General features: G+C 70.9%; 16 protein-coding genes. 3 read left to right on the top strand and 13 right to left on the bottom strand.

Annotation, left to right across the window (positions count from 1 at the left end):
- Positions 1–222 precede the first annotated feature (222 nt).
- The 3 genes from F9278_RS38175 (at position 223) to F9278_RS38185 (ending at position 2,551) form a co-directional block, all read left to right on the top strand.
- The gene (locus F9278_RS38175; protein WP_152172371.1) at positions 223–774 is read left to right on the top strand and encodes a DUF1697 domain-containing protein; all 552 of its coding nucleotides are present in this window, start codon (positions 223–225) and stop codon (positions 772–774) included.
- Positions 775–867: 93 nt separating this feature from the next.
- Positions 868–1,911, top strand: coding sequence for a ketopantoate reductase family protein (locus tag F9278_RS38180; RefSeq protein WP_152172372.1), 1,044 nt, complete (start codon positions 868–870; stop codon positions 1,909–1,911).
- Positions 1,912–1,921: 10 nt separating this feature from the next.
- Positions 1,922–2,551 carry a TIGR03086 family metal-binding protein gene (locus F9278_RS38185; RefSeq protein ID WP_152172373.1) on the top strand — a complete coding sequence of 210 codons (630 nt, stop codon included), beginning with the start codon at positions 1,922–1,924 and terminating at the stop codon, positions 2,549–2,551.
- A 91-nt stretch (positions 2,552–2,642) separates the two neighbouring features.
- Here F9278_RS38185 and F9278_RS38190 read toward each other — a convergent pair whose 3' ends face one another.
- From F9278_RS38190 to F9278_RS38250, 13 genes are all read right to left on the bottom strand, one after another.
- Positions 2,643–3,398, bottom strand: coding sequence for a sirohydrochlorin chelatase (locus F9278_RS38190; RefSeq protein ID WP_152172374.1), 756 nt, complete (start codon positions 3,396–3,398; stop codon positions 2,643–2,645).
- A gap of 5 nt (positions 3,399–3,403) precedes the next feature.
- Entirely contained in the window at positions 3,404–4,333 is a 930-nt protein-coding gene (locus F9278_RS38195) for an ABC transporter permease (protein ID WP_152172375.1), read from the bottom strand.
- Positions 4,320–5,108 (bottom strand): ABC transporter ATP-binding protein, encoded by a 789-nt coding sequence (locus F9278_RS38200; protein ID WP_152172376.1) that lies wholly within the window; start codon positions 5,106–5,108, stop codon positions 4,320–4,322. Before F9278_RS38200 ends, F9278_RS38195 begins: the two co-directional genes overlap by 14 nt.
- 36 nt (positions 5,109–5,144) lie before the next feature.
- The gene (locus tag F9278_RS38205) at positions 5,145–6,254 is read right to left on the bottom strand and encodes an aliphatic sulfonate ABC transporter substrate-binding protein (protein ID WP_152172377.1); all 1,110 of its coding nucleotides are present in this window, start codon (positions 6,252–6,254) and stop codon (positions 5,145–5,147) included.
- A gap of 235 nt (positions 6,255–6,489) precedes the next feature.
- Positions 6,490–7,818: a sulfate adenylyltransferase subunit 1 gene (locus F9278_RS38215; RefSeq protein ID WP_152172378.1), complete on the bottom strand. Its 1,329-nt coding sequence runs from the start codon at positions 7,816–7,818 to the stop codon at positions 6,490–6,492.
- Between the two features lie 2 nt (positions 7,819–7,820).
- The gene (cysD, locus tag F9278_RS38220) at positions 7,821–8,759 is read right to left on the bottom strand and encodes a sulfate adenylyltransferase subunit CysD (protein WP_152172379.1); all 939 of its coding nucleotides are present in this window, start codon (positions 8,757–8,759) and stop codon (positions 7,821–7,823) included.
- A complete protein-coding gene (gene cysC / locus F9278_RS38225; protein ID WP_152174377.1) occupies positions 8,756–9,334 on the bottom strand; it encodes an adenylyl-sulfate kinase in 579 nt (192 codons plus the stop codon). Before cysC ends, cysD begins: the two co-directional genes overlap by 4 nt.
- A 50-nt stretch (positions 9,335–9,384) precedes the next feature.
- Positions 9,385–10,173, bottom strand: coding sequence for a phosphoadenylyl-sulfate reductase (locus F9278_RS38230; protein WP_226967129.1), 789 nt, complete (start codon positions 10,171–10,173; stop codon positions 9,385–9,387).
- Complete coding sequence (locus tag F9278_RS47725) at positions 10,170–10,349, bottom strand: hypothetical protein (protein ID WP_152172381.1); 180 nt, start codon at positions 10,347–10,349, stop codon at positions 10,170–10,172. The genes F9278_RS38230 and F9278_RS47725 overlap by 4 nt, the downstream gene beginning before the upstream one ends.
- Positions 10,346–12,037: a nitrite/sulfite reductase gene (locus F9278_RS38240; protein WP_152172382.1), complete on the bottom strand. Its 1,692-nt coding sequence runs from the start codon at positions 12,035–12,037 to the stop codon at positions 10,346–10,348. Before F9278_RS38240 ends, F9278_RS47725 begins: the two co-directional genes overlap by 4 nt.
- A gap of 171 nt (positions 12,038–12,208) precedes the next feature.
- On the bottom strand, positions 12,209–12,292 hold the full coding sequence (locus tag F9278_RS48540) for a putative leader peptide (RefSeq protein WP_309474722.1): 84 nt from the start codon (positions 12,290–12,292) through the stop codon (positions 12,209–12,211).
- A 92-nt stretch (positions 12,293–12,384) separates the two neighbouring features.
- Positions 12,385–12,966 carry a GNAT family N-acetyltransferase gene (locus F9278_RS38245; protein ID WP_152172383.1) on the bottom strand — a complete coding sequence of 194 codons (582 nt, stop codon included), beginning with the start codon at positions 12,964–12,966 and terminating at the stop codon, positions 12,385–12,387.
- An 80-nt stretch (positions 12,967–13,046) separates the two neighbouring features.
- The gene (locus F9278_RS38250) at positions 13,047–14,441 is read right to left on the bottom strand and encodes a hypothetical protein (protein ID WP_152172384.1); all 1,395 of its coding nucleotides are present in this window, start codon (positions 14,439–14,441) and stop codon (positions 13,047–13,049) included.
- Positions 14,442–14,501: the final 60 nt, after the last annotated feature.

The raw sequence follows: 14,501 nt of genomic DNA on the forward strand, positions 1-14,501 counted from the left end.
GACGGCCCCCTGCCGTCGCCCTTCGCTTCGAAGGTATGGGCCGGATAAAGGCATCTCTTCGTGCTCTCCGGTGAACCCCGACCCCCAGGACTCCTCCCCTCGGACCCCACCCCCTCCCCACCAAGGAGGACGGCGACCCCCTACACCCATCCCGGCCTCTCAGGGCCGCGCCTCAGGGTGATCGCCCCCGACGTGCGCCCCTGACGTGCTTATCGTGAGCCCATGACGACGTACGCGGCACTCCTGCGCGGGATCAACGTGGGCGGCAACAAGAAGGTCCCGATGGCCGACCTCCGTACCCTCCTGACCGGCCTCGGCCACACCGGCGTGGCCACCTACCTCCAGAGCGGCAACGCGGTCTTCACCGGCGACCACGGCGACGAGACCTCCCTCGCCGCCGAGATCACCACCGCCGTCGAGAACCACTTCGGCTTCACGGTGGACGTCCTGGTCCGCGACCACGCGTATCTGGAGGCGGTACGCGAGACCTGCCCGTTCCCGGCGGCGGAGCTGGAGGGCAAACAGCTCCACGTCACGTACCTGTCGGAGACCCCGGACGGGTCCCGCTTCGCCGACATCGACCAACAGGCCTTCCTGCCCGAGGAGTTCAGGATCGGCGACCGGGCGCTGTACCTGTACGCCCCCGAGGGCCTGGGCCGCTCCAAGCTCGCGGAAACCCTGGCGAAGCCACGCCTGTCGAAGGGCCTGATCGCGACGACCCGCAACTGGAACACGGTGAAGAAACTGGCGGAGCTGACGGGCAGCGCCCCTTAAGGGGCGCGAGGAACCGCGCGAGAAGCCCCCACAACCCGCACTCGCCATGAGCCCGTAACCCCCCACCCTCTGGGCGCGCCGTTTAATACCCCCATGCGATACATCGTCATAGGCGCCGGCGCGATAGGCGGAGCCATGGGCGGGCGCCTCGCCCAGTCCGCCCACGAGGTCGTCCTCGTGGCCCGCCGCGGCCCCCACCACACCGCCCTCCGCACCCACGGCCTCCACCTCATCACCCCCGACGGCCCCCACACCCACCACCTCCCCACGGTCACCGGCCCCGCCGAACCGGGTGACCTCCGCCCCGACGACGTCCTCCTCCTCGCCGTGAAGACCCAGGACACCGACGCGGCCCTGGCGGCCTGGGCCCCGGCCCCGGTGGCGGGCGGCGGCACCGCCGCGGAGCGACTCCCCCTGGTCTGCGTCCAGAACGGCGTCGAGGGCCAGCGGCTCGCCCTGCGCCGCTTCCACCGGGTGTACGGCGTCTGCGTCTGGCTGCCCGCCACCTTCGTGGAGCCCGGCGTCGTATCGGCGTCCGGCACCCCGCTCACCGGCATGCTCCACCTGGGGCGCTACCCCCACGGCACCGACGAGACGGCTCATCGCGTCGCCGCCGATCTGGAGAAGTCCCGGTTCTTCGAGGCCCCGGTCGTACCGGACGTCCAGCGCTGGCAGTACGCCAAGCTGCTGGCCAATCTGGGCAACGCCCTGGAGGCGGTGAGCGGTTCGACGACCGGTGAGGCGGCGGGCGCGCTGTACGCGCGGGTGCGGGCGGAGGGCGAGCGGGTGCTCGACGCCGCCGGGATCGCGTACGCGGGCGCCGAGGAGCAGCGGCGGACCCGCGGCGACAAGATCACTTTGGTCCCGCTGGAGGGCGCTCCACGGGGCGGCGGTTCCTCCTGGCAGTCACTGACCCGGGGCACCGGCACCATCGAGGCCGACCACCTCAACGGCGAGATCGCCCTGCTGGGCCGTCTGCACGGCGTACCGACCCCGCTCAACGACCTGCTGCGACGGCTCGCCAACACGTTCGCCCGGGAGCGCCGGGAGGCCGGATCGCTGCCGGTGGGGGAGCTGACGCGGCTGGCGGACGAGGCTGTCGCGTTTGTTCAAGAGGACGCGGCGCCCCGTCCCTAGCGTGGAGCGCATGGAGACCCACGAGAAGACCACGCAGCCTCACCGTCCCCACCATCCCCACCACCCGCACCACGCCCACATGGTCGAATGCGCCGCCGAGGCGGCCCGCGTCGCCCGGGGCGTCACGGCCGAACAGCTCGCCCACCCCACCCACTGCGGTGACTGGGACGTCCGCGCCCTGGTCAACCACTGGGTCGTGTACACCTCGCACGGCCTGGAACACCGCGCCCTGCGCAAGCCGCTCCCCGAGGAGCTGACGAAGCGGGACTTCACCACCGCCGCCGACTGGGCCGACGCCTACGCCGCCCAGCTGGACCGCGCGGTCACTGCCTGGGCCGACCCGTCCCTGTGGGAGGGCGAGATCGACCTCGGCATGGGCCCACTGCCGGCCACCGACCTCGCCGGCATGATCATCAAGGAAATGGCCGTCCACGGCTGGGACGTCGCGACGGCCACCGGACAGCCCTTCCGTATCTCGGATCCCGCCGCCCACTTCGTCCTCACCGTGGTGGAAACCCACGGCGCCCTCTACCGCCAGTACGACGGCTTCGCGGACCCGATCCCCGTCCCGCCGAACGCACCGGTGTTCGACAGGGCGCTGGCGTCGAGCGGCCGGGACCCGAAACTCGGAGTCCGATAGGACCCGGGTGGTCGGACGGTCGGACGGTAGGACGGTCGGGCGGTCGGGTGGTCGGACGGTAGGGCGGTCGGGCGGTCGGGCGGTCGGGCGGTCAGGCGCTCGCGCCCACCCGTGTCCGGGTCAGGGCCTCCACGGACGCCTCGTCGTAGCGGCGCAGCAGCAGTCGGGCCACTTCCGGTGCCGGGCCCAGTACGTCGGCGAGGACGTCCGCTCCGGCCGCGCCCCGTGCGATACGGTCCGGCAGTCGGCCGGGGGCGAGGACGTACGGCGCCACGGCCACCCGTTCGCAGCCCAGCGCCCGCAGCTTCCGTACGGCGTCCTCCGTGCGGGGCAGTGATGCGGAGGCGAACGCGGGTCGCACGGCGCACCAACCGGTGTGCCACCACTCCCGCGCGATGTCGGCGATCACCGCGATCGCCTCCGGGTCGGAGGACCCCGCCGAGGCCAGCACGACCCCGGTCGAGGACTTGTCGGCGGGGCTCAACCCCGCCTCGTACAGCCGGTGTTCTAGCGCCGAGAGCAGCAGCGGCGACGGGCCGAGGACCTCCGCCTGGCGGACGCGCAGGGACGGCGGGGCCTCCCGCAGGACCGCCGGGATGTCCGCCTTGGCGTGGAAGGCGCGGATGAGGAGGAGCGGGAGGGCCACCACGTCCCGGACGCCCTCCGCCGCCAGTGACTCCAACACCCCTTGGACGGAGGGGATGTTGAAATCGAGGAAGCCGGTCTCCACCCGCAGCCCGGGGCGCAGCGCCCGTACCCGCCGTACGAGGGCGTGCACGGTCGCGGCGTGCCGCGGATCGCGGCTGCCATGGGCGACGACGAGGAGAACCGGCTTCCTGAGGTGCACAGGGATCAGCTCTTCACCAACAGACCGCGGCTGCGCAGCACCCACCGCTCCAGCGGGCTGAAGATCAGCAGGTCGATCGCGATGCCGACGATCAGGATGAGGAAGATGGCGAGGAACACCTGCGGCATGCTGCTGTTGGTGCGGCCCGCCTCCAGCATCTGGCCGAGGCCCGAGCCGATGTCGGGCGCCTTGGCGATGATCTCGGCGGCCATCAGCGAGCGCCACGAGAACGCCCAGCCCTGTTTCAGCCCCGCCACATAACCGGGCAGCGCGGCCGGCATCACGATGTGCCAGGTCCCCTTCAGCCCGGTCGCGCCCAGCGTCCGTCCGGCCCGCAGGAACAGCGGCGGTACCTGGTCGATGCCGGACACCAGACCGTTGGCGATCGACGGGACCGCGCCGAGCAGGATGACCGTGTACATCACCGACGGCTCCAGACCCAGCCAGACCACGGCCGGCGGCACCCAGGCCACCGACGGCAGCGACTGCAGACCGGAGAGGATCGGGCCGATCGCCGCGCGGACGATCCGGACGCGGGCCACCAGCAGACCCAGCGGCGTGCCGATCGCCAGGGCCGCGAGGAAGCCGAGCAGACCACGGGAGACACTGGTCCAGATGGACTCCAGGAGCGTGCCCTGCAGCCAGGCGTCCCGGACCTCGTCCCACACCGCGGACGGCGAGGGCAGCTTGTAGGCCGGCGCGACCTCCGCCAGGACGAGGAGCTGCCAGACCGCCAGCACCAGCGCGATCGCGGTGATCGGGGGCAGCACCTTCTGGACGAGCACCTGCCGCAGCGGCGGACGCCCGGTCTGCACCGAGTCCAGCGCGTCGAGGCCCGCCTCCAGCCCGGCGAGGTCGTCCGTGTCCTTGACGTCCTCGACGTCCTTGACGTTCTCGCCGGGCACGGCGTCGCTCTTGGTCTCAGTGCTGGCCATGGCGGCGGATCTCCCTGCGCAGTTCTTCGGTGATCTCGACGGACAGCTCCGCCACGGCGGTGTCCTCGATACGGCGGGGCTGCGGAATGCCCACGGTCCACTCGCGGGCCACCCGGCCGGGGCGCGAGGACAGCAGGACGACCCGCTCGGCGAGCCGTACCGCCTCGCGCACGTTGTGCGTCACGAACAGCACCGAGACCCCCGTCTCGCTCCAGATCCGGGTCAGCTCGTCGTGGAGCACGTCCCGGGTGATGGCGTCGAGCGCGGCGAACGGCTCGTCCATCAGCAGCAGCTTGCTCTCCTGGGCCAGCGCGCGGGCCAGGGCGACCCGCTGGCGCATACCGCCGGACAGCTCGTGCACCCGCTTGCCGTAGGCGCCCTGGAGCCGGACCAGACCGAGCAGTTCCTCGGTCCGTTCGCGCCGCTCGTTCTTCGGAACTCCCCTGAGCCGCAGGGCGAGTTCGATGTTCTTGCCCGCGGTCAGCCACGGGAAGAGGGCGTGCTCCTGGAACATCAGAGCCGGTCGCCCGTCGGTCGTGATGCTGCCCGCGCTCGGGTCGTCGAGACCCGCGACCAGGTTGAGCAGCGTCGACTTGCCGCAGCCCGAGGCCCCCAGGAGGGTGACGAACTCGCCCGGAGCGACATCGAGCGTGATGTCGTCCAGGACGAGCTGCTGCCCGGAGGGCCCGGCGAAGGACTTCGATACGTGCTCTATTCGGGCGGCGTACAGCGCTGCCTCGGCGCTGTCGGCGGCCTTGGCGAGTGTGGTGGCCATGGTCGTCACCTCCTGGGAACTCATCGGACTACGCGGTTACTTGACGCCGAGACCGGCGTCGTCGACCTCGTCGTCACCCTCGGCCTTGAGGACCTTGTTGAGCAGCGTCAGGTCGTAGATCCCGTCGAGCTTCGGGTCCTCCAGCAGACCGGCCTTGACCGCGTGGTCCGCCTCGGTCTGCAGGGTGGACGCCAGCGGGTCGTTGATGAACTGGATGGACGTCCATGCCGGGTCGAGCACATCCGCCGGCAGCTCCTTGCCGGAGTCGGCCTTGAGCTGGGCGTTCGCCGCGGCCTTCGCCTCGTCCGCGTTGGAGTTGATGAACGCGTTGGAGTTGACCGAGCCGCGCAGCACGGCCTCGACGACGTCCGGGTGCTCCTTCAGGAACTCCTGGCGCACGATGATGTTCGTGATCACGAACTTCTTGTCCGGCCACAGGTCGGCCTCGTCCAGCAGGACCTTCGCGCCCTCGGCGACCAGCTTGGAGGCGGTCGGCTCCGGCACCCAGGCGCCGTCGATGGCACCGGACTTGTAGGCGTCCGGGGCGACGGAGTTCTCCGTGCGGACCACGGACACATCGCCCTTGCCGGTGTTCGCGTCGACCTTCCAGCCCTGCTCCGCGATCCAGTTGAGGAACGCCACGTCCTGCGTGTTGCCGAGCTGCGGGGTGGCGATCTTCTTGCCCTTGACGTCCTTCAGGGACTTGATCTTGTCCGGGTTGACGACGAGCTTGACGCCGCCGGAGGCCGAGCCGCCGATGATGCGCAGGTTGGCGCCGTCCGCCTTGGTGTAGCCGTTGATCGCCGGGGAGGGGCCGATCCAGCCGATGTCGATGGAGCCGCCGTTGAGGGCCTCGATCTCGGAGGGGCCGGCGTTGAAGGTCGTGTACTTCGCCTTGGTGCCGCCGAGCTCCTTCTGGAAGAAGCCCTTCTGGATGCCGACGAGAGCGGTGGCGTGGGTCAGGTTGCCGAAGTAGCCGATGTTGACGGTGTCGACACCGTCGATCTTCTCGGCCCCGGCGGCGACCTTGTCGGTCTTGGACTCGGTGGACTCGGAACCGTAACCGCAGGCGGCGAGGGTGAGGAGAGGGAGCGCGGCGATGGCGGCGAAAGTACGCCGGAAGGCGGCGGAGCGGTGTGCAGGCACGGGAGGTGTTCCTCTCGGAGGCCCGGCGGTCACGGTCTCTCAGGTCGTGGCCGGGAGGTCAGGAAAACGGTCTTCGTCGCAACCGGGACGTCGGGTGGGGGGACGGGGCGCGCAGGCGGTGCGCGTACGTCAGCGCACACATCGCGCGACTCCGCCCTGCCCGCTGCCGAGGGCGCCGCTGCCGACCCGGCCGCCCTCCTTCGCGAACGTCGCGTAGTAGTCCACGGGGTTCATGTCAGAAGTCCCACCCGTCGTCCTCGGCCTCGTCCTTGACGGGCTCGGGGGAGGCGAACGACTCGCCGACCATGCCGGCGGTCAGCGTGGTGCCGTCGGAGGGGTCGATCAGGATGAAGGAGCCGGTGCGCCGGGAGTCGGCGTAGGAGTCGACGGGGAGCGCCTCCGCCGTACGGACCTTCACCCGGCCGATGTCGTTGGCGACGAGCTGTCCCGGGTGCGGGTGCAGGGACAGGTCGTCGAGGGTGAGCCGGGACGGGATGTCCTTGACGATCGCCTTGACCGTGCGGGTGCCGTGCTTGAGCAGCACCCGGTGGCCCACGGTGAGCGGCGCGTCCGCCACATGGCAGACGGTCGCCTCGATGTCCTGGGTGGTCGCGGGCGCGTCCTTGCTGGGCACGAGGAGATCACCGCGCGAGATGTCGATGTCGTCCTCCAGCAGGAGGGTCACCGACTGCGGGGTGTGGGCCGCGTCGACCGGCTCGCCGAGGAGGTCGATGCCCGTGACCTTGGTGGTCCGGCCGGACGGCAGGACCGTCACCGGGTCGCCGACCCGGAACGTACCGGCCGCGATCTGCCCCGCGTACCCCCGGTAGTCCGGGTGCTCGGCGGTCTGCGGACGGATCACGTACTGCACGGGGAGCCGGGCGTGGCAGTGCGCCAGGTCGTGGGCGACCGGCACCGACTCCAGGTGCTCCAGGAAGGTCGGGCCGCCGTACCAGTCCATGTTGGCCGACGGCTCCACCACGTTGTCACCGGCGAGCGCGGAGATCGGGATGGAGGTGATCTCCGGGACGCCCAGCTCGGACGCGTACCCGGTGAACTCCTCGGCGATCCGCGCGAAGATCCGCTCCTCGTACGCGACGAGGTCCATCTTGTTGACGGCCAGCACGACGTGCGGGACGCGCAGCAGTGCGGCGATCGCGGCGTGCCGGCGGGTCTGCTCGACGACACCGTTGCGGGCGTCGACCAGGATCACCGTCAGCTCGGCCGTGGAGGCGCCGGTGACCATGTTGCGGGTGTACTGCACATGCCCGGGGGTGTCGGCGAGGATGAACCGGCGGCGCGGGGTGGCGAAGTAGCGGTACGCCACGTCGATGGTGATGCCCTGCTCCCGCTCGGCCCGCAGACCGTCGGTGAGCAGCGCGAGGTCGGGGCCCTCCTGGCCACGGCTCGCCGAGGCGCGCTCCACGGCCTCCAGCTGGTCGGTGAGGACCGACTTGGAGTCGTGCAGCAGCCGCCCGACGAGGGTGGACTTGCCGTCGTCGACCGAACCGGCGGTGGCGAACCGCAGCAGGGTCGTCTCGGTGAGTTCCGTGGTCGTGGTCATGCCTAGAAGTACCCCTCGCGCTTACGGTCTTCCATCGCGGCCTCGGACATCTTGTCGTCGGCACGGGTCGCGCCCCGCTCGGTGAGCCGGGAGGCCGCGATCTCGGTGATCACGGCGTCCAGCGTGGTCGCGTCCGAGTCCACCGCGCCCGTGCAGGACATGTCCCCCACGGTCCGGTAGCGGACGAGGCGCTTCTCGACGGTCTCGCCGTCCTTCGGGCCGCCCCACTCACCGGCGGTCAGCCACATCCCGGCCCGCTGGAACACCTCGCGCTCGTGCGCGAAGTAGATCTCCGGCAGTTCGATGCCCTCGCGGGCGATGTACTGCCACACGTCCAGCTCGGTCCAGTTGGAGAGCGGGAAGACACGGACGTGCTCGCCGGGCGCGTGCCGGCCGTTGTACAGGTTCCACAGCTCCGGGCGCTGGCGACGCGGGTCCCACTGGGAGAACTCGTCCCGCAGCGAGAACACCCGCTCCTTGGCGCGTGCCTTCTCCTCGTCCCGACGGCCACCGCCGAAGACGGCGTCGAACTTCTCCGCCTGGATCCGTTCCGTCAACGGCACGGTCTGCAGCGGATTCCGCGTCCCGTCCGGGCGCTCCTTGAGCACACCCCGGTCGATGTAGTCCTGCACGGAGGCGACGTGCAGCCGCAGCCCGTGCGCGGCCACCGTGCGGTCGCGGTACTCCAGCACCTCGGGGAAGTTGTGCCCGGTGTCCACGTGCAGCAGCGTGAACGGGATCGCGGCCGGGGCGAACGCCTTCAGCGCCAGGTGCAGCATGACGATGGAGTCCTTGCCGCCGGAGAACAGGATCACCGGCCGCTCGAACTCGCCCGCCACCTCACGGAAGATATGGACCGCCTCGGACTCCAGGGCGTCCAGGTGGGACAGGGTGTACGGGGTGCCGGTCTCCCCGGGGACGGCGGTGACGGTCGTCGTCATGCCAGACCCCTCTCGGTGAGCAGTTTGTGGACCAGCGCCGCGGACTCCTGGACCGTCTGGTCCTGCGACTCGATCCGCAGCTCCGGGGTCTCGGGGGCCTCGTACGGGTCGTCGACCCCGGTCAGCCCGGAGATCTCACCGGCCGCCTGCTTGGCGTACAGACCCTTCACATCGCGTTCGGAGCACACCTCGACCGGAGTCGCCACATGCACCTCGACATACGCGGCGCCGCTCGCCGAGTGCCGCTTGCGGACCGCCTCGCGGCTGTCGGCGTAGGGCGCGATGACCGGGACGAGCGCCTTGACGCCGTTACGGGCGAGCAGGTCGGCGAGGAAGCCGATGCGCTGCACGTTGGTGTGCCGGTCGGCGCGGCTGAAGCCCAGGTCCGCGGTGAGGAACTCGCGGATCTCGTCGCCGTCGAGGACCTCCACGAGGTGGCCCTCCTCGCGCAGCCGGCCCGCGAGTTCGTGGGCGATGGTGGTCTTGCCGGCACTCGGCAGACCCGTGAGCCAGACGGTGGCTCCGGTGGCTCCGGTCGTCACTGGGTTCTCCTGGTTCTTCGCTGGCACGGGCACGTCGTTCTTCCGCGCGGGCACGGTGCCGCCCGCGGTGGGCGCGGTGGCGGTCACAGGTGCAGCCCGCACTCGGTCTTGGTGTTCCCGGCCCAGCGGCCGGCCCGCGCGTCCTCGCCCGGGGCGACCCGGCGGGTGCAGGGGGCGCAGCCGACGGAGGCGTAGCCGTCCATCAGCAGGGGGTTGGTGAGCACTCCGTGTTCGGCGACGTAGGCGTCCACGTCGTCCTGCGTCCAGCGCGCTATGGGGGAGATCTTGACCTTGCCGCGCTTGTCGTCCCAGCCGACGACCGGGGTGTTCGCCCGGGTCGGGGACTCGTCGCGGCGCAGGCCCGTCGCCCACGCGTCGAACCGGGTCAGGCCCTCTTCGAGGGGCTTGACCTTGCGCAGGAAGCAGCACAGGTCGGGGTCGCGGTCGTGCAGCTTCGGCCCGTACTCGGCGTCCTGCTCGGCGACCGTCTGGCGCGGGGTGATCGTGATGACGTTGACGTCCATCACGGCCTCGACGGCGTCGCGGGTGCCGATGGTCTCCGGGAAGTGGTAACCGGTGTCGAGGAAGACGACGTCCACGCCGGGCCTGGCCCGGGAGGCGAGGTGCGCGACGACCGCGTCCTCCATCGAGGAGGTCACGCAGAAGCGCTTGCCGAAGGTGTCCACGGCCCACTGGAGGATCTCCAGCGCCGAGGCGTCCTCCAGATCGCGGCCGGCCTGCTCGGCGAGCGCCTTGAGCCGGGCGCGCTTCGCCGCGTCCGGGTCGGCCGCGTCCGTGGAAGACACGTCCGTGGAAGACACGTCCGTGGACTCGGATGTATCGGAGTCCGAGTCCGTCTGAACGGCAGTCATATGTGATCCCCTCCGCTGTCGGCTCGCTGAACCCCCCGGGACAACAGCCCGAGGAACTTCAACTGGAAGGCTCGATTGCAGGCTCCGCATTCCCACGCGCCGTTTCCCGTCTCGTTGGGGCGCAGGTCCTCGTCACCGCAGTAGGGGCAGTAGAAAGGCGCGGCTCGCTCGCTCACGACAGGGACTCCTCGCTGGCGCGGGTGACCCAGGCGGCGAAGCGCTCGCCGTCCTCGCGTTCGTCCTGGAAGCGCTTGAGGACGCGCTCGACGTAGTCGGGGAGTTCGTCGGAGGTGACCTTGAGGCCGCGCACCTTGCGGCCGAAGCCGGCCTCCAGGCCGAGCGCGCCGCCCAGGTGCACCTGGTAGCCCTCGACCTGCTCGCCCTGGTCGTTGAGCATGAGCTGGCCCTTGAGACCGATGTCCGCCACCTGGATACGCGCGCAGGCGTTCGGGCAGCCGTTGATGTTGATGGTGAGCGGCTCGTCGAACTCCGGGATCCGGCGCTCCAGTTCGTCGATCAGGGCGGAGCCGCGCGCCTTGGTCTCGACGATGGCGAGCTTGCAGTACTCGATGCCGGTGCAGGCCATCGTGCCGCGCCGGAACGGCGACGGGCTGACCGTGAGGTCCAGGGCCTCCAGGCCGGAGACGAGCGAGTCGATCTGCTCCTCGGTGACGTCGAGCACGATCATCTTCTGCTCGACGGTGGTGCGGACCCGGCCGGAGCCGTGCGCCTCGGCGAGGTCGGCGATCTTCGTCAGGGTGGTGCCGTCGACGCGGCCGACGCGCGGGGCGAAACCGACGTAGTAGCGGCCGTCGTTCTGCCGGTGCACACCCACGTGGTCGCGCCAGCGCGCCACCGGCTGGTCCGGCGCCGGGCCGTCGATCAGCTTCCGCTCGAGGTAGTCGTCCTCCAGGACCTGGCGGAACTTCTCCGTGCCCCAGTCGGCGAGCAGGAACTTCAGCCGGGCGCGGGTGCGCAGCCGCCGGTAGCCGTGGTCGCGGAAGATCGAGATGACGCCCTCGTACACGTCCGCGACCTCGTCCAGCGGCACCCAGGCGCCGAGCCGCTGCCCGATCTTGGGGTTGGTGGAGAGACCGCCGCCGACCCAGAGGTCGAAGCCGGGGCCGTGCTCGGGGTGGCGGACACCGACGAAGGCGATGTCGTTGATCTCGTGCGCCACGTCGAGCAGCGGCGAGCCGGAGATCGCGGACTTGAACTTGCGGGGCAGGTTCGAGAAGTCCGGGTTGCCGATGATCCGCCGGTGGATCTCGTCCATCGCGGGCGTGCCGTCGATGATCTCGTCCTCGGCGATCCCGGCGACGGGCGAGCCGATGATCACCCGGGGGGTGTCACCGCAGGCCTCGGTGGTGGACAGGCCGACGGCCTCCAGGCGTTCCCAGATCTCGGGGACGTCCTCGACGCGGATCCAGTGGTACTGGACGTTCTGCCGGTCGGTGATGTCGGCGGTGCCCCGCGCGAACTCCTGCGAGATCTCGCCGATCACCCGCAGCTGCCGGGTGGTCAGGCGTCCGCCGTCGATCCGCACCCGCAGCATGAAGTACTTGTCGTCCAGCTCCTCCGGCTCCAGGATCGCGGTCTTGCCGCCGTCGATCCCGGGCTTGCGCTGGGTGTACAGCCCCCACCAGCGCATCCGGCCGCGCAGGTCGTTGGGGTCGATCGAGTCGAAGCCTCGCTTGGAGTAGATCGTCTCAATGCGTGTCCGCACATTGAGACCGTCGTCGTCCTTCTTGAACTGCTCGTTGCCGTTCAGCGGGGTGAAGTGTCCCGCGGCCCACTGACCCTCGCCACGGTGACGGCTCACCTTGCGGCGGGGCGTGGCGGGGTTCTGCGGGGTGGCGGCCATGGGTGTATGTCCTTCGGGAAAGGCGGGGTGGCGGCTCTGACCTGCGCTTGCACACGCATGCGCGCACACGCGGGCAGCGTGTGCGACGCCTGCGCGTCCTCGCGCGGGCTGAAACAGAGGAGGGTGCGGCGCTATTGCCCGGGGTTGTCCAACCCCTCGCGGCAGGGGGCGTCAGCTCACCGGACAGATGGCGCTGGACATGCGGCCGAGGTCGACATGGCGCCGACTCACCAAGGCAATTCCAGTTCCAGACATGACGGAAGCGTGTCACGGCTCTTTAGACCGAGTCCACCGTCATCCATATTCCGGACAAGGATGTCTCGCATGCCGAGACGATGTGATGTGGGTCATGGTGTGGGAACGGTCGCGCCGGGCCAGGGCCCCGGCGCCGGGGCGTCGGTCTCCTCGGTCACCTTGGTGTCGAACAGGGTGAAGCCCCGCCGCTGGTAGTTGGCCATCGCGTGCTCGCCGTCCCGGGTACAGGTGTGCAGCCAGACCCGCTTGGTCGGCGGCAGCTCCGGCCACCGCTCGGCGAGGTCCCAGGCGCGGGCCGCGCCGTACGACAGCAGATGCCCGCCGATGCGCCGGCCGCGGAACGCCGGGATCAGCCCGAAGTACACGATCTCCACCACCCCGTCGTCCTGCGGCTCCAGCTCCACATAGCCGGCGGGCGTCCCCCGGTCGTAGGCGACCCAGCTCTCCACCCCCGGCCGGCCCAGGTGCTCCTGCCACCGCTCGTACGGCCACGACAGCCGGTCGATCCAGCGGATGTCGCCGCCGACGGAGGCGTACAGGAAGCGGCTGAACTCGGGGGAGGGGACCTCGGCGCGCACGACACGGATGTCGTCGCCCTCGGGCGCGGCGGCGGGAAGCAGATCGCCGGGCGAGGTCTGCTCCAGGGACCAGGTGGTGACGGGGCTGGTGCTCATACGCCCAGGGAATCATGGGCCCCGGCCCGCCTCCAAGGCCGGACCGGGTGCCCACTCGGGCGGAAACGCGGCGAAAGGTCCTAGTTCAGGGAGCTGTCGACGTCGTTCAGTTTCACCGCGTACAGCACCCGCTCCGGGATGGGGTCGGTGAGGGTCCACAGCTCGCCCGTCGCCGGTGAGTAGGAGAGGGAGGCGGAGTCGCGGCCCCAGCAGGCGTACGACTCCAGGTCCGAGCCCGAGGTGCCGCTCGGTCCGCCGTCCGCGCACTTGGCGGCGTCGGCCCCGTCCTCGTCCTGCCGCCAGAGGGTGCCGTGCCCGTCGGGCTTCTCGGCACTCTGGTCGACGTACCAGTCACCCTTGTGGGCGAGGACACCCCGGACCCCGGAGGCCTCCGTCTCGTACGCCTCCGTGGCGACGGCGGCGCCCCGGCGCCCGGTGGTGGTGAGCAGGCCGGTGCGGTCGGCGGTGATGTCGAGGGAGTAGCGCCAGACGCGGGCGGGTTCCTCGTCGCCGGGGCGGGAGCGTTCGTTCGCGACGACCGTGGGCGGTATCGACGTCCGGTCGAGGGAGAGCGAGCCGAGACAGGCCGCCCCGTCGTGGTCGCCGCGGGCGTCGCAGCCCTCGCCCGCCGCCGGGTGGTAGGCGGCGACCGCGGGCAGCGCGTACCGGTAGTGGTGGGCCGACCAGCCGTCGTCCGCCCTGCCGATCGCCTCGCTGTCGGTGACGTCGGCGCGGAGGAAGCGGGACAGGTCGAACACGTACAGGGAGTCGTCCTGGCCGCCGCGGCTCTCCGGGCCGCGCGCGGTGACGATCAGCTTGTCCTCGTACCAGGCCATGCCGCCGAGCCGGGAACGCAGACCCTCGAAGCCCCGCGCGTCCGCCGTCGGCACGACGAGCAGGACCCAGCGGTAGCGGAGGTTCGCCGGGTCGGCGGCGTCCACGAAGGCGACCCGGGCGAGCCCGGAGTCGTCCGCGCCGCTGCCGCCGTCCGCGTCGGGGGTGCCGCTCTCGGCCCCGCTGTGCGTCCAGCCGGCCGCGATGACCTGGTTGTCCCGGGACGTGGTGACCGAGCGGGGGATCCACCGGTCGTCGACCGCGTCGCCCGGCTCCCAGCAGTACGCCCGTGAGGCCACCGGCTCGACGGGCAGGTTGTCCTGCTCGGAGTCGAAGCAGTCGCTCTCGTCGCGCATCGCGTGGTTGGCGCTCGCCAGCACCTCGTCGACACCGACCGGACCGCCCATGTCGTCGGTCAGGGCGCGCAGCTCGGCGCGGTCGGTGAGGGTCTCCCGGAGCTGGAGTCCGCGCAGCTCGGCGGCCGAGGTGATCGAGGAGAGCGCGCCCGGTGTCCGGCCGCCCGCCGCCTGTGAGGTGCTGATCAGGGTGGCCGCCGCCGTGAGCGCCAGCGCGGTTCCCGCCAGGGACGCGCGCAGGGCACGTCCCCTTCTGCGTCGACGGTGTCTGCCGCGGTGCTGCATAAAACCTCCCGGGGACGGCCAACTGCCAACCGCGAACAAGATCTTGACGGCGAGGCAGGT

The sequence above is a fragment of the Streptomyces phaeolivaceus genome (genome assembly GCF_009184865.1).
Classification (GTDB): Bacteria; Actinomycetota; Actinomycetes; order Streptomycetales; family Streptomycetaceae; genus Streptomyces; species Streptomyces phaeolivaceus.